Annotated in this window: 18 protein-coding genes; 7 read left to right on the top strand and 11 right to left on the bottom strand. The window is 30.0% G+C overall.

All coding sequences use genetic code 11. The features are described 5' to 3' along the window. Positions 1-49 precede the first annotated feature (49 nt). From SJY17_RS01955 to SJY17_RS01945, 3 genes are read right to left on the bottom strand one after another with little or no spacing between them, the layout of a single operon-like run. Positions 50-1,213: an efflux RND transporter periplasmic adaptor subunit gene (locus SJY17_RS01955; RefSeq protein ID WP_397363771.1), complete on the bottom strand. Its 1,164-nt coding sequence runs from the start codon at positions 1,211-1,213 to the stop codon at positions 50-52. Positions 1,214-1,240: 27 nt separating this feature from the next. Then, entirely contained in the window at positions 1,241-2,545 is a 1,305-nt protein-coding gene (locus SJY17_RS01950; RefSeq protein WP_397363770.1) for a TolC family protein, read from the bottom strand. A gap of 3 nt (positions 2,546-2,548) precedes the next feature. Next, on the bottom strand, positions 2,549-3,154 hold the full coding sequence (locus tag SJY17_RS01945; RefSeq protein ID WP_397364855.1) for a TetR/AcrR family transcriptional regulator: 606 nt from the start codon (positions 3,152-3,154) through the stop codon (positions 2,549-2,551). A gap of 125 nt (positions 3,155-3,279) precedes the next feature. Between SJY17_RS01945 and SJY17_RS01940 the strand changes: the two genes are divergently transcribed. Both SJY17_RS01940 and SJY17_RS01935 read left to right on the top strand, forming a co-directional pair. Continuing rightward, positions 3,280-4,254, top strand: coding sequence for a polyprenyl synthetase family protein (locus SJY17_RS01940; RefSeq protein ID WP_397363769.1), 975 nt, complete (start codon positions 3,280-3,282; stop codon positions 4,252-4,254). A 9-nt stretch (positions 4,255-4,263) separates the two neighbouring features. After that, positions 4,264-4,614: a hypothetical protein gene (locus SJY17_RS01935; RefSeq protein ID WP_397363768.1), complete on the top strand. Its 351-nt coding sequence runs from the start codon at positions 4,264-4,266 to the stop codon at positions 4,612-4,614. A gap of 16 nt (positions 4,615-4,630) precedes the next feature. Here the strand turns inward: SJY17_RS01935 and SJY17_RS01930 are convergent, their stop codons facing one another. Both SJY17_RS01930 and SJY17_RS01925 read right to left on the bottom strand, forming a co-directional pair. Further along, positions 4,631-5,122 carry a c-type cytochrome gene (locus SJY17_RS01930; protein WP_397363767.1) on the bottom strand — a complete coding sequence of 164 codons (492 nt, stop codon included), beginning with the start codon at positions 5,120-5,122 and terminating at the stop codon, positions 4,631-4,633. Positions 5,123-5,221: 99 nt separating this feature from the next. Then, positions 5,222-5,761, bottom strand: a complete 540-nt coding sequence (locus tag SJY17_RS01925) for an alpha-ketoglutarate decarboxylase (RefSeq protein WP_397363766.1) — start codon at positions 5,759-5,761, stop codon at positions 5,222-5,224. A 116-nt stretch (positions 5,762-5,877) separates the two neighbouring features. Between SJY17_RS01925 and SJY17_RS01920 the strand changes: the two genes are divergently transcribed. From SJY17_RS01920 to odhB, 3 genes are read left to right on the top strand one after another with little or no spacing between them, the layout of a single operon-like run. Beyond that, positions 5,878-8,640, top strand: coding sequence for a 2-oxoglutarate dehydrogenase E1 component (locus SJY17_RS01920; protein ID WP_397363765.1), 2,763 nt, complete (start codon positions 5,878-5,880; stop codon positions 8,638-8,640). An 11-nt stretch (positions 8,641-8,651) separates the two neighbouring features. Next, complete coding sequence (locus SJY17_RS01915) at positions 8,652-9,026, top strand: DUF3887 domain-containing protein (protein ID WP_397363764.1); 375 nt, start codon at positions 8,652-8,654, stop codon at positions 9,024-9,026. Positions 9,027-9,052: 26 nt separating this feature from the next. Next, entirely contained in the window at positions 9,053-10,267 is a 1,215-nt protein-coding gene (gene odhB / locus SJY17_RS01910; protein ID WP_397363763.1) for a 2-oxoglutarate dehydrogenase complex dihydrolipoyllysine-residue succinyltransferase, read from the top strand. A gap of 598 nt (positions 10,268-10,865) precedes the next feature. Here odhB and SJY17_RS01905 read toward each other — a convergent pair. The 6 genes from SJY17_RS01905 to SJY17_RS01880 form a co-directional block, all read right to left on the bottom strand. Continuing rightward, positions 10,866-11,507 carry a response regulator gene (locus SJY17_RS01905; RefSeq protein WP_397363762.1) on the bottom strand — a complete coding sequence of 214 codons (642 nt, stop codon included), beginning with the start codon at positions 11,505-11,507 and terminating at the stop codon, positions 10,866-10,868. 58 nt (positions 11,508-11,565) lie between these two features. Next, positions 11,566-12,018, bottom strand: a complete 453-nt coding sequence (locus SJY17_RS01900) for a retropepsin-like aspartic protease (protein WP_397363761.1) — start codon at positions 12,016-12,018, stop codon at positions 11,566-11,568. Next, positions 12,002-14,587 (bottom strand): CHAT domain-containing protein, encoded by a 2,586-nt coding sequence (locus SJY17_RS01895; RefSeq protein WP_397363760.1) that lies wholly within the window; start codon positions 14,585-14,587, stop codon positions 12,002-12,004. Before SJY17_RS01895 ends, SJY17_RS01900 begins: the two co-directional genes overlap by 17 nt. A 68-nt stretch (positions 14,588-14,655) precedes the next feature. Further along, positions 14,656-16,614, bottom strand: a complete 1,959-nt coding sequence (locus SJY17_RS01890) for a PKD domain-containing protein (RefSeq protein ID WP_397363759.1) — start codon at positions 16,612-16,614, stop codon at positions 14,656-14,658. Between the two features lie 169 nt (positions 16,615-16,783). Further along, positions 16,784-17,767 (bottom strand): hypothetical protein, encoded by a 984-nt coding sequence (locus SJY17_RS01885; RefSeq protein ID WP_397363758.1) that lies wholly within the window; start codon positions 17,765-17,767, stop codon positions 16,784-16,786. A 66-nt stretch (positions 17,768-17,833) separates the two neighbouring features. Continuing rightward, a complete protein-coding gene (locus SJY17_RS01880; RefSeq protein WP_397363757.1) occupies positions 17,834-18,271 on the bottom strand; it encodes a hypothetical protein in 438 nt (145 codons plus the stop codon). A gap of 142 nt (positions 18,272-18,413) precedes the next feature. Between SJY17_RS01880 and SJY17_RS01875 the strand changes: the two genes are divergently transcribed. After that, entirely contained in the window at positions 18,414-18,995 is a 582-nt protein-coding gene (locus SJY17_RS01875) for an RNA polymerase sigma factor (RefSeq protein WP_397363756.1), read from the top strand. A 4-nt stretch (positions 18,996-18,999) separates the two neighbouring features. After that, a complete protein-coding gene (locus SJY17_RS01870) occupies positions 19,000-19,755 on the top strand; it encodes a tetratricopeptide repeat protein (protein WP_397363755.1) in 756 nt (251 codons plus the stop codon). Positions 19,756-19,794 lie beyond the last annotated feature (39 nt).

Below are 19,794 nucleotides of genomic sequence, written 5' to 3'. Positions count from 1 at the left end.
TTATTATTTCTTCTGCTGAAGAAATTGTAGTACTATTAAATGATATAAATTAGTCTAGAGAGATGATTTTTACATCTTGACCATCTTTTACACTTCTTGCTCCTTCTTCAATTAACTCTACTCCATTTTTTAAACCAGATGTAATTTCTATATCATCTCCTTGTGTTTTTCCTGTCTTAATAAAAACACGTTTAGCTTTAGTGGCTGTTTCTGTTTTTTCTATTACATATACATATTGTTTTCCTTCTGCGTTTTCAGAAATTACACTTTGCGGAATTAATAATGCATTTGGATTTGTGTAGTCGTTTATTTTAAGCTTTGCAGTTAAGTTTGGTTTGATGTCTTTTTTCTTATTGTCTACAGCAACCTCAATTTTAAAAGTTCTGTTTGCAGGATTTATAAAGCTGCTGGCTTGTCTAATTTTAGTATCAATACTTTTTCCAAGAATTGGAAACTCTACTTGTACTGTCTTTCCTGTTACAATGTTTGATATGTAACGTTCTGGTACATCTGTTTCTATGTACATGTTTTTAAGATTTACAATTCTAAATAATTGTGATTGTCCTGGTGCAACAACACTACCTTGTTCTGTAATAACATCGTCAATGGTTCCAGAAAATGGTGCGCGAACAATGGTTTTACCTACTTGTTGTTGTAGCTGACTTACAGCTTTTAGTTGTGCTTCGTAATTGGATTTTGCTTGTAGGTATTGTATTTCACTACCAATTTTTTGATTCCAAAGTCTTTGTTGACGTTCAAAAGTTGTTTTTGCTAAATCTGCTTGTATTTGTAATTGTGCCACTTGCTGACTTAAACCTCCATCATCAATTTTTGCTAATTGTTGACCTTTAGATACTTTTTGACCTTCCTTTACATATACATTTGATAATATACCAGAATACTCTGGATAGACTACTAAGTTTTGTTTTGTGTTTACGTTACCTTGTAGCTCTACATAATGATTAAAGACTGTTTCTTTAATTTTTAGTGTTGTTATTAATGGAATACGTTCTTGCGGATCTAATTCTTTAATTTTAGCTTCTAATTGTTTTAATTGAGTAGCTAAAGCTTGTTGTTCTGTATCTAGTTCAGATTTCTTTTTTCTGATTTGTTCTAGGTTATTTGAAGTTAAAATATCCTCTACAGATATTTTTTTGTCACCACATGAGACTAAAAGAAGTGTAGCGATTAATAAGGTGAATATAGATTTCATATGTATAATGTTTCTTGGTTGATTTTATTAAATTTTATTTAAAACTGTTTCAAGTTCTGCCTTGTTGTTTATTACATCCAGCATTGTTTGAAGCAACTCTTGTTGTGCAGTATATAGTTGTGTTTGTGCTTGTCTTAAGTCAAAACTTGTAGATATACCTTCAAAAAACTTGGTTTGATTTTTTTGTTCGATACGTTCTGCAAGAGCTAAGTTTTCTTTTTTATTTTGGTAATCTTCTATTGCAAATTGGTAATTGCTTTTTGCGGATTCAATTTGTAGATTAAGCATCTGCTCTGTTTCCGTAAGATTAATTTCTGCTTTTTCTAAATTAATTTGTGCACGTTGTGTTGAAGCGTTACGCATACCAGAACTAAAAATGGGTACGTTTAAGCTCATTCCAAAAATTGAAGATCCATACCATTTCTCTCCAGTATTTGTAAAATTAAAAGACTCTCTGTTTCCTGCATATGCACCATTTATAAAAGCACTTAAACTTGGTAAAGCTTTACTTTTTTCAAGTTTTACTAGTAATTCTTTGGATACTTTATCGTTTTCTGCAATTTTATAATCTATTGTGTTTTCTACTTTGTTTTCAGAATCTAATAGACTTAGCTCTATGTTTTGAAGTGCTAAAGCATCAAGATTTTCTGTTAAAACAGTAGAGCTGTTAATTGGCTTTCCGATAGTTACATTTAGCATTTGATACGCTAAACTTTTTAACCTATTGGTGTTGTTTAAACTACTTTTTACACTTGAAAGGGTGATTTTTAACTGCTCAACACTTTCTTCTTCTTCTAAACCATTTTCAAAAATTTTGGTAATGTCATTCAAGTTTTTTTCTAATACTGTAATATTTTTTTCTAAAATAGAAATACTTTCTTCTGCTAAAAGCACATTTCCATAAGCGTTTATAACTGCTTTTCTAACCTCTAAATCTGTTTTGGTTTTTGCGTTTTTAGAAATTTCTAAAAATACTTTTGCAGATTGTAAACCAACAAGGTAAGACCCATCAAAAAGTAATTGACTTAAAGTGGCAGTTCCTGTTAATGTATGTTTTGTGCCTATTGGTATTATTTGATCACCAATTACAAAAACATTTCGTTTTAAAGCATTTTGATAATCTACTGCAGCACTAAGTTGAGGTAATCCAGTTGCAGTAGTTTCCCATTTTTGTTTAATTGCTGCATCAATATCTAATGCTGCATTTTTTGCTGTTCTATTGTTTTCTAATGCATAATCAATAGCCTCTTGTAAGGAAAACTCAGTTTTATCTTCTTGAGCATAAGTATAAGAGCTAATAATTAAGCTAAATAATATTAGTATTTTTCTCATTATTTAAGATTGATTGGTGTTTATAAATTGATTAAGTATTTGCATCCCTTTATCACTACAAATGGCACGTAAATGGTATTCTAAATAGCTTTCCATTAAATAGTCCATTGTAAATATGTTAGTAGGAAAAATATTTTCGTCTTTAATTCCTGTCATACCATTAAAGTACATTCTAGAAATAAAATCCACGTCTATATTTTTTCTAAATAAATTTGTATCAACACCCTTTTGGATACTTTCTTTAACTGAAGCATGCATTTTTTCAAACTGTTTGATTTGAAGTTGATTGAATATTTGAGGGTAGTATTTTTTTAATTGAAATTGAGGTGATGTTTTTTCGTTTTTAAGAAACTTCATCACAAACATTTTAATGTCATATAATTCTTCGATTGGGTTTTGCGATGCATTGCAAATACAATCTATGCCATCACAAATGTTTTCAAACATATGCGATGTTGTAGCTTCTACCAATTTGGTTTTATTATCAAAATGTTGATAAATTGTTTTTTTGGATATACCTAGTTCATTAGCTATATCGTCCATTGTTACACTTTTAAATCCAAGTGTTAAAAACAATTCTGCAGATTTGTTTATAATTTTTTCTCTCATAATTGGAGCAAATATAGTTAAGGAAACTTTAAAAACAATAAAAGTTTCCAAAGTTTTAAAGTTTTTTTAACATTGAGATTTTAAACTTAGTAGATTGTTATAAGTATTTACTTTATTTTTACACCATGCAAAATATTTCAATATATCAAACAGCTTTTTTAGATTATTTAGAAGCTTATAATACTCCAAAAGAACCTAAGAATTTATATAAACCTATCCATTACATTTTAGAGTTAGGAGGTAAGCGTTTGCGTCCTGTTTTAACTTTAATGACTGCAGATATTTTTGGATCGGATTATAAAAAGGCTTTAGATGCTGCTTTAAGTATAGAGGTGTTTCATAATTTCTCATTGTTACATGACGACATAATGGATGATGCACCTTTAAGAAGAGGTCAACAAACTGTACATGAAAAGTGGGATATAAATACAGGGATTTTGTCTGGAGATGCAATGCTGATTTTAGCCTACCAACTTTTTGAAAATTATAATCCAAAAACGTTTCAGGCATTAGCGAAGCTATTTAGTAAAACCGCTTTAGAAGTTTGCGAAGGTCAGCAATATGATGTAGACTTTGAAACCAGAGACGATGTAACCATACCTGAGTATTTAAAAATGATTGAATACAAAACCGCTGTTTTAGTTGGTGCTGCAATGAAAATGGGAGCAATCGTTGCAGAAACTTCTGTGGACAATCAAGATAGTATCTATCAATTTGGTCGTCTTTTAGGTATTGCTTTTCAATTACAAGATGATTATTTAGACGCTTTTGGAGATCCTGAAACTTTTGGGAAGCAAGTAGGAGGAGATATTATTGAAAACAAAAAAACCTACTTGTATTTAAAAGCATTAGATTTTTTAAGTGAAAAAAATAAGCGACAATTAGAGCAATTATTTACTGTAAATTTAGATGATAATTCTGATAAAATTGAAACAGTAAAACAATTTTTTGTTGATTCTGGATCTGCAAAAGCAACCCAAGATGCTATTAAAGATTATACAGAACAAGCCTTTAAGGTTTTAGAAGGCTTAAGTATTTCTGATGATAAAAAGGAATTGCTTAGACAATTTGGAACTGGATTAATGACACGTAATGTGTAATTTATATAAATGAATTTACCAACCACTTTTGAGGATTTAATAGCTGAAGCAAACAGTTTAGAGTTATATAAAAAACTAGTACTCCAGTTAAATAAAGATTTTCTGTACGCTAATATAGATTTAGATTTTGATGATGATATTCTGCCTTCAAGTCTAAAGCTAATATTACATGAAACCGTGTATAAATTAGTACAAGAAAAATTTACAGATTACTTAAATTTGCTATATATAATTGATGTTCCAGAGCATCAAATAAAAGCATTAGATGGTACTGATACTTTAGAAATGTCTGAGAAAGTAGCCTTTTTAATTTTAAAAAGAGAGTGGCAAAAAGTATGGTTTAGACATAAATATTCTTGATGCCTAAAACCATAATTTATAATGTTCTAAAATATTCTAATACAGCTCTAGCATCATCTTCAGTCAATCCTTGATTTATCATAGGTGTTCCATCAAACTCTTTTAATAAGTCTTTAGCTAAAGGATTAACTTTAAGCATTTCTTCTGGGTTTAAAATCATATTCATAACCCATTCTGGAGTACGTCTTTTTAAAATGTTTTTTGGAGCTGAACCTATAAATTTTTTATCAGATCTATGACATGCAACGCACATTTTATCGTAAACTTCCTTACCATGAGCTACCATTTTACTATCAATTTTGTCAGATAATGTTAACGACTTAATTGGTCCAACACCTTTGTCTGTTAAATTAATAATATTAGAAGCAAGTTTTGTTTCAGTTTTAGATTCTGTAGTAGGTGTTGCTGTTCTTTTATAAGAAAATCCTTCTTCTTGTTTTTTTTCTTGACCACCACAACTTATTAGAATAAAAACTAAAACTAATATAAGTGAATTAAATTTTGACATAATTTTAAAGGTTTAAATTTTATCAAAAATAAACCTTTAAAACTCTTAAAAAGCTGATTTAAATCATCTCAAAATCAGAATTAATTTTGTATTTAAGTCTTAAAAATACACCCTAACAAAAGGCACCCAAGCATTTGCATATACGCTTTTTGTGTCATCATAAAGTAAGTCATATCTTATACCAACAGTAACATTATTGGTCCTATAACCTCCACCAACAAATAAAGCAGGTACCCAATAATTTCTGTCAGCTATACTAGAGCCTTCAAATTTTTGGTTGACGTTAAGTTGTTCAAACTCTCCAGACAATTGTATTTCTTGAATAGGGTTATATAAACCTATTATACTACCTCCCAAAATAGTAGAGCTAAAAAGGTTTTTACTTTTGTTATAAGTACCATTTAAACCAACACCCAAAGAAAATGTTTTGTCAAATTGGTAAATAGCACTTGGTGCTAGAGTAGCACTAAAAAAATTTGTACCTGTACTTAAACCTAAGCCTCCTCCAAAACGAACATTTTTCCAAAATTCACTTTTCTCTTTTGGTGGATTATCTTGAGCAATTGAAGATGTTATAAAAAAACTTATAACTATTGTAGAAATGATAATTTTTAAGTTATTAATCGAGTTTATTTTCATAATAATGAATTTAGATGTTTTAGAATGTTATAAATATAAGAAAAGCATCTATATATTTAGTAAATGTTGTATTTTTGATAAAATTTTGTTGAAGCGAACACGTCTTAGAGAAAATAATGGATAAATACTCCTTTTTAAACGCAGCACATACAGCATACTTTGCTGATTTATACGAACAATATCAAACAAATCCAGATTCTGTAGAACCTAGTTGGAGAGCCTTTTTTCAAGGTTACGACTTTGGTAGCGATAGTTTTGGAGTGGATGGTGACTTGGTAGAAGGTGTTTCTACTCAAATCCCAGAACACTTACAAAAAGAGTTTCAGGTAGTAAAACTTATAGATGGTTACAGAACTAGAGGTCATTTGTTTACAAAAACAAACCCAGTAAGAGAGCGTCGTAAGTACGAGCCAACTCTGGATATTGAAAACTTTGGATTAGTTCAAGCAGATTTAGATAAAACTTTTAATGCTGGTGAAATTTTAAGTATTGGAGCACAAACTTTACGAGAAATTATAAAGCATTTAGAGAGTATCTATTGTGATGCAATTGGTACAGAATACATGTACATTAGAAAACCTGAAGAAATTCAGTGGATTCAAAACAAGTTAAACATCAATGATAATCAACCTAATTTTTCAGTAGACAGAAAAAAGCACATCCTTAAAAAGCTAAACGAAGCAGTATCTTTTGAAAGTTTTTTACACACAAAATATGTTGGACAAAAACGTTTTTCTCTTGAAGGTGGAGAATCTTTAATTCCAGGTTTAGATGCCATGATTGAAAAGGCAGCAGAACTAGGCGTTAAGGAGTTTGTTATGGGTATGGCTCATAGAGGACGCTTAAGTACGTTGACTAATATTTTTGGTAAGTCCGCAAAAGATATCTTTAGCGAGTTTGATGGAAAAGATTATGAGCAAGAAGTCTTTGATGGAGATGTAAAATACCATTTAGGATGGACTAGTAACCGTAAAACAGATACAGGAAAAGAAATAAATTTAAGTATTGCGCCTAACCCCTCGCATTTAGAAACTGTTGGAGCAGTTGTAGAAGGAATAGTTAGAGCAAAACAAGATAATTATTATAGTGAAGATTTTAGTAAAGTATTACCAATAGTTGTACATGGTGATGCAGCAATTGCTGGTCAAGGATTGATATATGAGGTAGTACAAATGGCTCAGTTAGATGGTTATAAAACTAATGGAACCATACATGTTGTTGTAAATAACCAAGTAGGTTTTACAACAAATTATTTAGATGCTAGATCTAGTACCTATTGTACAGATATAGGAAAAGTAACCTTGTCTCCAGTACTTCATGTAAATGCAGACGATACAGAAGCTGTCGTACATGCTATGTTATTTGCTTTAGATTTTAGAATGAAATTTAAGCGTGACGTATTTATTGATCTTTTAGGATACAGAAAATATGGTCATAATGAAGGTGATGAGCCAAGATTTACACAGCCAAAATTATATAAAGCAATTGCAAAACATGCAAATCCTAGAGATATTTATGCAGAAAAATTAATTGCACAAGGTATTATAGATAAAGCATATGTTAAGCAATTAGAAAAAGATTATAAATCTAGTTTAGAAGTAAAACTAGAGGACTCTAGAAAAGAAGATAAAACAGTCATTACTGCTTTTATGGAAGAGGAGTGGAAAGCGTATACACAAGTAGACGAATCCAAAATGATGGAAGCTGTTAATACAACAACATCTAGTAAGACATTAGCACAAATAGCTAAGGTATTGTCAAACCTTCCAAAAGACAAAAAATTTATCAGAAAAATAGAACGACTAATTAATGAACGTCAAAAAATGTTTGACGAAAACAGATTAGATTGGGCTATGGCAGAGCACCTTGCATACGGAACATTATTGGAAGAAGGTTATAATGTACGTATTTCTGGTCAAGATGTTGAACGTGGTACATTTTCTCATAGACACGCAGTAGTTAAAGTAGAGGATAGCGAAGAAGAAATTGTTTTACATAACCAAATTAGCGATAAGCAAGGTCAATTTTATATTTACAATTCATTACTTTCAGAATATGGAGTTGTAGGTTTTGATTATGGATACGCTATGGCAAGCCCTAAAACATTAACTATTTGGGAAGCACAATTTGGAGACTTTAGTAATGGAGCTCAAATTATGTTAGATCAATATATTTCAGCAGGAGAAGATAAATGGAAAACCCAAAACGGGTTGGTAATGTTATTGCCTCATGGTTATGAAGCACAAGGAGCAGAGCACTCTTCTGCACGTATGGAACGTTATTTACAATTATGTGCAAAGGATAATATGTTTGTTGCAGATTGTACAACACCAGCAAATTTATTTCATTTGTTAAGACGTCAAATGAAATCTAATTATCGTAAACCTTTAATAGTATTTACACCAAAAAGTTTATTACGTCATCCTAAATGTGTAAGTACAGTAGAAGATCTAGCTAATGGAAGCTTCCAAACTTTAATAGAAGATACTTCTGTTAATGTAAATAAAGTAAAAACACTAGTGTTTTTAACAGGTAAGTTTTATTACGATTTAGATGATGAAAGAGAAAACTTAAAAAGAAAAGATGTTGCATTGATAAGGATTGAGCAATTATTCCCTTTGCCAACAGCAAAAATTAAAGCAGTTTTAAATAAATACAAACACGTAGAAGATGTTGTTTGGGCACAAGAAGAACCAAGAAACATGGGTGCATATAGCCATATGCTAATGCATCTTGATGAAGCTAAAACATTTAGATTAGCATCAAGAAGACCTTATGGTGCACCAGCAGCAGGTAGTTCTGTACGCTCTAAAAAGCGTCATAAAGGAGTTATAGATTTTGTGTTTGATAAAACAAAAAATAATCAGCGTAAAGCTTAATACTTAAAAAGATGAAAAAAATATTTTTAGTACTAGCATTTTTAAGCATTTCTTTTGGGGTTGCCCAAGAAAAAGAAAATTATAGCAAAGTAGCATCTACTTTTGAAAGTAATTATAACAATGGAGACATTGATGGAATATTCAATATGTTTGACAATAATTTTAAGCAGGTTTTAACTTTAGAAAAAACTAAAACATATTTTAAAGAACAAATTAATATGGAAGCTTTAGGTAAAATTAAATCTATAGCTTACAAGGACACAGTTAGAACAGCACACAATTATACAGTAACTTTTGAAAACGGAGTTTATAACGCCTTTTTTATGCTAAGTGATGGTAATAAATTGGAAAGTTTTCAGATGAATCCAATATCAAAAAAAAAATAACACAACAAATATAAAATTACATTACGATGATTTTAGAAATGAAAGTGCCTTCTCCAGGCGAATCTATCACAGAAGTTGAAATAGCAGAATGGTTAGTTCAAGATGGTGATTATGTAGAAAAAGATCAAGCTATTGCTGAGGTAGATAGTGATAAAGCAACTTTAGAATTACCAGCAGAAGCTAGCGGAATAATTACGCTTAAAGCAGAAGATGGAGATGCTGTAGCAGTTGGACAAGTCGTTTGTTTGATAGATACTAGTGCAAAAGCACCTGAAGGAGATGCACCAACTAAAGAAGATAAAAAAGAAGTTGAAGCACCAAAACAAGAAGCAACTAAAGCACCAGTTGCAGAAGCTAAAACATACGCAACAGGTACTGCAAGTCCTGCTGCAAAAAAGATATTAGCAGAAAAAAACATGGATGCTTCTTCAGTTTCTGGAACTGGAAAAGATGGTCGTGTAACTAAAGAAGATGCTGTTAAAGCAGTACCTTCTATGGGTACTCCAACTGGTGGAAACCGTGGGTCATCAAATTCTAAAATGTCTATGTTACGTCGTAAAGTAGCAGAACGTTTAGTAGAAGCAAAAAACACGACAGCAATGCTAACTACTTTTAATGAAGTAGATATGGCACCAATTTTTGAGCTTAGAAAACAATATAAAGAAACGTTTAAAGCAAAGCATGGTGTTAGCTTAGGTTTTATGTCTTTCTTTTCTTTAGCAGTTGTACGTGCATTACAAATGTATCCAGCTGTTAATTCTATGATTGATGGAAAAGAAATGAAAAGTTTTGATTTTGTAGATATTAGTATTGCAGTTTCTGGACCTAAAGGTTTAATGGTTCCTGTAATAAGAAATGCAGAAAACTTAACATTTAGAGGCATAGAGTCTGAAGTAAAACGTTTAGCGCTTAGAGCAAGAGATGGACAAATTACTGTAGACGAAATGACAGGAGGTACTTTTACAATTACTAATGGTGGTGTATTTGGTAGTATGTTATCAACTCCAATTATTAATCCACCTCAAAGTGGTATTTTAGGAATGCATAATATTATACAAAGACCAATTGCATTAGATGGTCAGGTTGTAATCCATCCAATGATGTATGTTGCATTATCATACGATCATAGAATTATTGATGGTAAAGAAAGTGTTGGGTTTTTAGTTGCTGTTAAAGAGGCTTTAGAAAACCCTATAGAAATATTAATGAATAATGATGTTAAAAAAGCCTTAGAGCTTTAAACAAGTTATATGTCAATAAAAAGGGAGCAACTATGTTGCTCCCTTTTTTTTATATAAAATAATTTCAATTAGTAAATGGTATTACTTATCAAAGTAAATAAAAAGATTAAATGAAATTATAATTAATGTAATAATAACAATACAAGCAATAATAATTTTATTTTGCTCACGTGTTCTTTTTTCTAAATCCATAGTAATGTTTTAATTAAAAACTCTGCACCATTACAGTGCAGAGTCTCCTTAAATAATTCTCCCTAAGAACTAATTAATAGCATGGTAAAGGTATAATGTATAAACGACATATGAAATACGTAGAACTACGTATTTTTATTTGGCCTAAAAGCAAAAAAAAAGCTCCAAAACAAACTAATGTTTTAGAGCTTTATCAATTCTCCCAAAAATTGAATTAATAGCATGGTAAAGGTATGACGTATAAACGACATATGAAATACGTAGAACTACGTATTTTTATTTGGCTTAAAAACAAAAAAAAGCTCCAAAACAAATTAATGATTTAGAGCTTTCTCAATTCTTCCAAAAAACTGATTAATAGCATGGTAAAGATATAATGTATAAATGACATATAAAATACGTAGAACTACGTATTTTTTAAAACCTCTTTATTCATGTTTGCCCATAACATTAACTCGTTATGAGATTTTTTTAAATCCAGTTTTTTAACAATATTACTTCTATGTTTTTCTATTGTTCTTGGAGAGCTTTGTAATTGTTTTGCTATTTCTGCGTTGGCTAATTTTTCTGATAATAATTTAACCACTTTTATTTCTGTAGGCGTTAGCATCTCTAAAAGGTTAGAGCTTGTGTAAGTTACCTTAGCATTAAGATAGGACGCAATTTCTTCACTAAAATAAGGTTCTCCTTCAATAACATGTGCAATACATGTTTCAATTTCTTCTACAGCAAATTCTTTTAAAATATAACCATAAACATTATAGGCTCTTGCTTGATCAAATAAATGCTCTTCGTTATCAAAAGTAATTAAGATAATTTTTGTGTCTAATTCATTTTTAAAACAGGCTTTAGCTACATCCAAACCTGTCATTTTTGGCATTCTAATGTCTAATAAAGCTAAGTCAGGTTTAAGCTTTACAATTAAATTGTAAGCAGCTTGACCATCTTCTGCACTTCCAATAATATTAAATCCCTTAGAGCTTATAAAGTCAGAAAGCCCTCTTAACATCAATGGATGATCATCTGCGATGACAATAGATACGCTCATAAATTAGTTGTTTTTTTGGGATAATTAATAGTAATTAAAATTATAAAAAAATAAAATGTTAGACTAATTTTTTTAGATACAAATATTTTTTTTCGTAATCAATAATACCTTTAACCTTTTTAAGTACATCAGCACCAATAATACCATCTACTGGTTGCGCATTATGATTAAGTAATGCTAGATTTACATGGCTTAAATCAAATAATACTAAAGCAGATTTTTCTATTTTAAGTCTACCAATTTTTAATACATTGTTTTTGGATACTTGAGTTTTCATGTCTGTTGCTCCAGCTCCAGCTGCTAATATTTTTGAATCTTTAACTTTTTTTAAAGCAAATTTCTCTGTAGCCTCAAAACCAACACAACTGTTTGATGCTCCAGTGTCTAAGATAAATAAACCTTTTACATTATTTATTGTTGCTTTAATTTCAAAATGATTTGTCTTGGTTAATTTTAATTTAACACGTATATAATCTTTTGCAAATAAAAAGTCTTTAAGTGTATTGTCCATTTTTGAGTTTGCGTATTACTAACCATAAAAGTAAAGCAATCCCTAAACCAATAAAAGTAAAAATGATATATTTTGAATTGCTTTTGGGTTTTGAAGCAGTTAAATCTCCATAATAGATAAAAGCGCTCCAATAATATGGTGATTTTTTAATATTAGAAATGTTTTTGTCTTTTAAATAATCAATTTTTGATAAATGATTTGCTATAAAAGCAGACTGCGTTTTACTATAGTTTTTATAAAATGAAGACATTAATTGAGAGGTCGATAAATCATTAATTTTCCAAAGCGAAAACAATAAATTTTCCACTCCAGCATATTGAAACCCTCTTGCCAAGTTCATGCTACCTTCACCTTTTTGGAGTTTTCCAATTCCAGTTTCGCAAGCACTTAAAACCACTAAGTTATTATTAAGGTTTAAGCTATATAATTCGTTTAAATAAAGCTTTTCATCAATAAAATCAATATTTGCAGGAATAGTAAATGTTCCGCTATTAGCATGTGTGGATAAGTGTAAAACACCAAATTGGTTAGCTTGTGTTAAAGCATCTTTTTTGGTTGCAGACTGATGCATTAAAAACTTAGCATCTGTTTCTTTTTCTATACTCTCTGCTTCGTTTACAGAGTACGTTAATTTGGAGTTAGTATTATTAAATACCGGAAATACACCTAATACAGAGTTACTATATTTAAATGGCGAATTGTTTAAGTAAAATAATGCACTAGTGTTATAAGATAGCATTTGATTTTTTGCAACAAAAGGCATTTTAGAATAGCTTTTTGTAGTTGTTTTTTCTGAAAGCAAACTTTCAAAAGGTATAAAACTTAAAAATCCATCTGGAATTACGACAACGTTTTTATATGTTGAAGTATTGCTAAAACCAATTAAGTTATACAACTCAAAAGCATCATTTGTAAACTTTGGAATGTTATTATTTATAACTGACGAATTATTAAAATAGTCAATATAATTTGCAATAGTAACTTCTAGTTTTTCGTCCTTTTCAATTCTAATACAGTCTACGGTTGTTGCAGAAATCAAAAACAGATAAACCGCATTTTCGCCATAAAAATATTCCACTAAAATAGCATTGTCTTTTAATAATTTGTCTTGAATTGATGTTACAGAAACCGTTTGGTTTATGTCATTAGGATATTTAGCTTCAATCTCTTTTTTTAACTGTTTTAAATTAATACTTGTTGAGGTTAATTGTTTACTTAATAAGTCTATTTGTTTTGAGTCCTTTTTATATTGCGCTTTAATTAAATTGTTTGTTAAGCGTTCTTGTTTTTGAGATAAAGCATCTTCTTTTATTAATAAACTATCCTTTGGAAAACGTTCTAATAACGATTTTTTATTAATGGTTTCTTTTAAAATTGAAGCTTTATTTTTTTCAGCGTATGTAAATGCTTGTTTTATTAAAAGCGAATCTTTTGTTGCTTTAAAGTCTTCAAAAAGTAAATTAATACAAGCTTCACTTCGTTTTCTATTAGCATTTAAATGAATAAGTTTTGCCTCTTGAGACGTAATGCTGTTTTGTAATAAATCCGACACATAAAAACTACGATCATAACACGCTAAAGCATTATTTGTGTTAGGTTGAAGTAGTGCTAATAAATCAAAAATATCGATAAATGTATTGTCTGCATAAAGGTCTTCTTTATTTGGTATGCTCTTGCTTTTATAGTTTGGAATTAGAAAATTAATTGCTGCTTTTAAATCCAATAAACTTGCCTCAAAATGTGCTAGTTTATAATGTGCTTCTGCATTTTTAACATGAAGTTTTGCTAGTTTTCTTATGTCTATTTTTTTTTCTGAATTGGTTTTGGTGATTAGTTTTTTTAAATTTAATAAAGCTTCTTCAAAATTATTGTTTTTAACAGCTACATTATAATTAGCTTCTAAGGTATTTGCCTTGTAGGCTTCTATCTGTTTTCTGGTTGGAATATCTTTAGTACTTGAAATTTGTTTTAAATCAATTTGTATATTCAAATTTATTTGAATTAGCTTTTGTTTTTGAGTATTACTTATCCCTTTTATTTTTAATCCATTTTCAATAATTGTATTAGCAGATTGATGTTTTCCAATAGTATAATATAGTTGTGCTAAATTAATGGCACCACTAATTCTGTGTTTGTTGTTGTTTTCTTTTTCGGCTAAAAAGATGTATTGTTTTATGGTGTTTTCAGCATTAGTGTAATCGCCAATTTTGTTATAAAGTGTGCTGAGGTTTTTTAGGCAATGTTCTGTAATATCATATTTAAAAACACCTTCAATTTTTGTTTTGTAAATAGTCCAAGCGTTTTCATAAGTAGTAATTGCTTGAGTCTGTTTATTATTTTTAAATAAATAATAACCTTTTTTGACTAATAGATCTAAGTAAGCAAAATACTGGTCTTCAGATTTTAGGTTAGCTTTAAAACTTGCTTCTTTTTCGACTAAAGTTTTAAAAGTCGAAGGATTAGGGTTTGTAGTAAAAGTTTCGGTAGTCACATAAATAGCTTCTTCTAAATCTTGCGAAAAGCAATTTACGAAGACCAATAATAAGATTATAAGAATGCTATGTTTCATTTTAAAAAGACATTTTTTGTAAGTAACATCATTCTATTAGAGTAAGTTGCCAATTAACCCTTTAGGGTTTAGAATTTCCAGATGGCGTACAATTGCATATAATTGTAGTTTTCTTTAAAATTAAAGATATAACGTGCACCAAGACTAGGTCCAATTCTGGCAAAACCAGCAGTAGCTTCTACTAAAAAACCTGTTCTAAAATTGGTGAACGATGTTTTTTCTGAAGAGGACGTTGTTGTTGCTTCTGTGTCTGGAACTGCAAATGTGCCAGCTTCATCCTCAAAAAAGGCTCTGGTTATAGTGGTTTCATTTTTTTCGCTAACAGATATCATACCTTGTAAACCAGCACCTAAACCAATATAGTTATTGACATTATATCTGGCTAAAACAGGGATTTCCCAATCAATGTTTTTAAACGTTGATGTTGTTGTGGTGCGTTCCCAATAAGGGAATCCAGCTGGTGTATTGTCTAAAAATGTATTGGTAAAACTAGATTGACCATCATAACTATGCAAGCTGTTTAAAAACTCCACTTGCCAATACCATTTATAGGATTTGTAAGGCGAAATTGTTGCACCAACAAAATAACTTTTAGAGTTGTCCAAATCGTTAAACAGATTATAACCAGCTTTTGCACCAATAGAAATACCTGGTAAAAATCTGGTAGTTGAATAATTAGTGATAATAGGATCGTTTTTATCAAAGATAATTGCTGTACGCGATTTTGTTTTTGTTTTATGAAAGTCTTTCCCGAATTTGATTTTGTATTGTACAAAACCTTTAGTGGAATCGTATTCTTTTACATTTTTTTGCTCGCTTCCAGGAAGGTAAATATTTTTAAAAGTAAAAATGGCTTGTTTATCTGTATAAGTGGTGTCTAAACAACTGTATTGCACATCATATTTTGGGCAAATTTTTACTTTTGGATACATGTCTAATACTTCAATAGAAGTTTTATCAAACATATCTGGAATATCTGTTTCTAAACGGATTGTATTTGCTGAACCTTCTCCATTATTCTGAAATCTAATTTTAAATTTTGGCTTTTTAAAACGTACCAATCTGTAGTTTAAAAAGGTAGAGTTTGATGACATTTTGTTTGGATCATGTGAGGTTACAATTTCCATTTCCATGTCTTTTACATTATGGTTGTCATAACTATCATCTGGTACATAGATACTTCTAACACTAATAATTGCACTAGTATCTTTAAGCATCTCTGGTGTGGTTTTTAAAGTATAAAATACATTGCGTTCCTCATTAGGTTGTATGTTGCTAAAACTTAATTTACTTGAGTTTTTATAGTTTGCTTTAGCATCTTCTAAGGTTAAAGGTAAATTTTGCTTTTCTGTAGAGTCCTGAGGTTTTGATTGAAAATGTAAGCTGTTTTTTTCTGCGGAAGCATAATAAGTCTCATTATCAACTTTACTTGTGTAGACTAAGTCACTATCATTAAATTCAGTTTCGCCATGATGTGTTCTAGTATCTGTAATTTCAAAATTAGCGTCATTATAAATGGTTTCGTTGTAAAACAAAAACAGTTTTCCGTTTGTAGCGTAATCTTTGTTGTTTTTATATTTTAAAATAACAACAATTTCTTCATCTGGAATAGGCTCTCTGTTACGTTGCAAGTCTATAGCATTATCCATGGATGCTTGTTCTTGGTAGTCTTCTTCTACATTGTCAATACGTATTTTTTTAGGACGAGACGTTGGTGGTTTGCCTGTATCATAATTATTGGTAGCCCACAATTTTACTTCGTATTCGCCAGCTTTTTTATAAGTTTTTGTTGGATTATTTTCTTTACTATAAGTACCATCTCCAAACTCCCAATAATTAGTATAAAACGCTTTTGGTGCACCAGCAATTTGATTTAATTCTGGAGCATTTGGCGTAAATTGTACTTGTTTATCTACTATTTTATGTTCTATTGTAGCTATACGACTTATCGTGTCATTTGCTGGCTGCTGTTGTGCAAGACATAAAATTGTACTTAAACTAAAAAGGGAAGCAAGGAATGTTTTCATCAGTTATTGATTTAATAGCGGAATAAATTTAGTGATAATAATTGTAAGTCATACTTTGTAATTGATTAATGGTTTGTTTGATTGGATTAATGGCAACTTTAAAGGAATTACTTAAAAATAAAAAAGTCAGAAAAATTAATTTCTGACTTTTAAATTAAGTAGGTTGTAATTATGGTAAACCATTTATTAAAGTTGTTAATGATGCTTCTGTACCTGTTGTAGTTTCACCTAAAGTAAATACTATAGTTCCGTTTGCTACAATTGTTACTGGTTTTATTGCATATCTCCAAACACCATTGTCTTCTGTTACAAAAATAACGTGACACTCTAATCCAATTGGGATTTGCCCATAATGTTCGCTAAATATATTTAAGTTTCCATCATAAGTATCTAAAGCTGCTAAGCCTGTATCTTCTCCATCATATGATAAGTAAACTGAACTATTTAAATTATGGTAACCAACAGGAGGTTGTACTTGGATTTGTGTTTTTGGTCTTGGGTCGCTATAAAAACGATCCACGTTTGACCATCCAAACCCTTCTAATAATCCATAATAATTATCTCCTTCTGTAAATACTCCACCACCTTGACCTGTAGCTGGATCAACTTCATCCCAAGTTAAATTGTCCTCTGCGTCAATGTCTCCTTCCCAAAGTGTCATTGCAGGATCTGGACTACCAGTTAAATTTGCAGGAATTATTAATTGTAATCCACAGTTTGTGTCTAAAGGTGTTCCGTTTTGTGTAGCTTCTACAAAAAATTCACCACCAGAAATTAATAGTGCTTTATCACCATTAGGTAATTCTCCCATTGTAGGCTTGTTTGTTGTAAGCATGCTTCCTTTGTCAAAAAGCTCTACATATTCAATCTCTACATTTCCTGTAACAGCATTTCCGTTTAATGTTAAACAGTTACCATTAATGTTTATTTGTACTCCGTTTGCAGAATTAAAAGTAACATTACCATCCTCTGCATTAAAATTAAAGTTTTGTGTATGATTTGCTAAAGCGTTTTCTTTTAAGTTTTTAAATTCTTGAGCAGTTGCTGGTGTTATTTGATAGTTACTATCATTATCATTGTCTTGAGGATCACAACTTGTAAATAAAAGAGTAGTCATAAAAAGTGTTCCAAAAATTGTTTTTAAAGTCTTCATAATATTTGTTTTAATTGTTATACATCTTTATATAAATAGGGTAACTATTTTGTTACCCTATTTTGATTATTTATTTTCGTTTATTATAATTTTATAAGAGATTATGTCTCCTTTTGCTACTAGATTAATCATTTGTTTTGCAGAAAATTCTGAATTTGAAAACCCTTTAGCATATCCTTTTTCGCTTTTAACTTCCCAGAAAAAAATACGATTGTCTTTTTTTAGCATTTGGCTTTTTAATACAAAGTAGTTTGTTATTTTTTGTTCTATAACTACTTCATTTTGTCCAACAAGGTTTGATCTTTTTTTAGCTTCAAATAAGGTTGGTGCAGTTCCAGAAAACTCTCCTTTAGTAGTTACAACTGTCCAGTCGTAAACTTCTACTAATTCATCTTTTGTAATCTCTACAGGTGTTACACTGTTAATAGTTGTCTTTAAGTTTGTAGCATTTGCATTTATTAATCCTAATACTACTGTTGCGATAATTAAAATTGATTTTCTCATAATTTCTAAGTTTTAAATTGTTTTATTTTTTGTTTTAAATGTTTGTCAGTTTTTGACTGTTACACCCTTATATCAAAACCATTTAAAATTTGTTACCCTTTTTTATCAAAGTTTTTTTAAATTCGTTGTAAACAAAGGGTTTATGAGTGAAAAAAAAATACACGAAGACCAGAAGTATGTAGATGGATTGGTGGCTAACAATTCTTTTATTATACAAGCTATATATGATAAGTTTGTACCTAAAGTGGTTAATTATATAAAGCAGAATAGTGGTGATGCAGATCAAGCTCAGGATATTATACAAGAGACCATTATTACTATTTATAATCAAGGCAGTCAAAAAAAGTTGCAATTGACTTGTCCTTTTGATGCGTATTTTTTCTTGCTATGTAAACGTAAATGGTTAAACGAATTAAAAAAAAGTAATAAAAAGGAGGTAACAATTAATGAAGAGGTGTTATCTAAAGATGACGACGCACAAGAGCTGTCTTTTGAAACCTCTTTATTTGAAGGTAAACAAGCTTTATTTAATGAGATGTTTCAAAAATTAGGAAATGCTTGTAAAGAGTTGCTAAAAGCTACTTTTAAAATTAAATCTATGGAAGAAGTAGCAGCAAGTCTTAATGTAAGTTATGCTTATGCAAGAAAGAAAAAATCGCTTTGTATAGGGCAATTAACTAAGCTAGTTCAAGAGTCGCCAACATTTAATCAACTTAATTATTAGTGTTATGCAAGAACAAGATTACATCCTTTTTGAAAACTATTTGTCAGGCAATTTATCTGCTGAAGAAATTGCCAAATTTGAAAATAAAATTAATACAGATGAAGCTTTTAAACAAGCCTTTACAATCTATAAAGATTTATCAGCTAATTTAGAACATGAGATTGCAAACCATGAAAACACAACTAGTTTTAAAGCCAATTTAGAAAGTATTTCAAATAAATATTTTAATAAAGAAAATTCTGAAACCAAAACCGTTACCACTAAAAAAACATTTAGCTTATATAAGTTTGCAGTAGCAGCAAGTATTGCTTTATTAATGGGCTTTTTTGTTTATAATCAATTTTCTGGTGGAGCAAATTATACAGATTTTAATAATCATGGAACACTTGATTTTGGTGTTAGAGGTGAAGAGGGTAATGTTGGATTATTAATAAAAACAACTAAAGCTTTTAATAATAAAGAATATGAAAAAGCTAAAGAGTATTTAGAAGAATTGCTGCAAGACGACCCAGAAAATGTAGAGTATAATTTTTATTACGCAATAACAAACATCGAACTTGATGCTTTTGAAAAAGCAGAAACAACATTAAACTCTATAAAAGAAGGAGACTCAGCATACAACAATAGAGCGACTTGGTATTTAGCATTAAGTAAGTTAAAACAAGATAAAAAAGCAGAGTGTTTAGCGTTATTAAGGCAAATTCCTGAAGATGCAGATGACTATCATCAAGTAAAAAAATTATTAGAAGAATTAGAATAAAGAAGTTAACTTAAATATCATTTAAAAAGTCATCAAATC

Origin of the sequence: Olleya sp. R77988, assembly GCF_044594215.1 — a bacterium.
In the GTDB taxonomy this organism is placed as follows: Bacteria; Bacteroidota; Bacteroidia; order Flavobacteriales; family Flavobacteriaceae; genus Olleya.
Note: the sequence above shows the minus strand (reverse complement) of the source record. Positions and strands in the feature narration are given on the sequence as shown.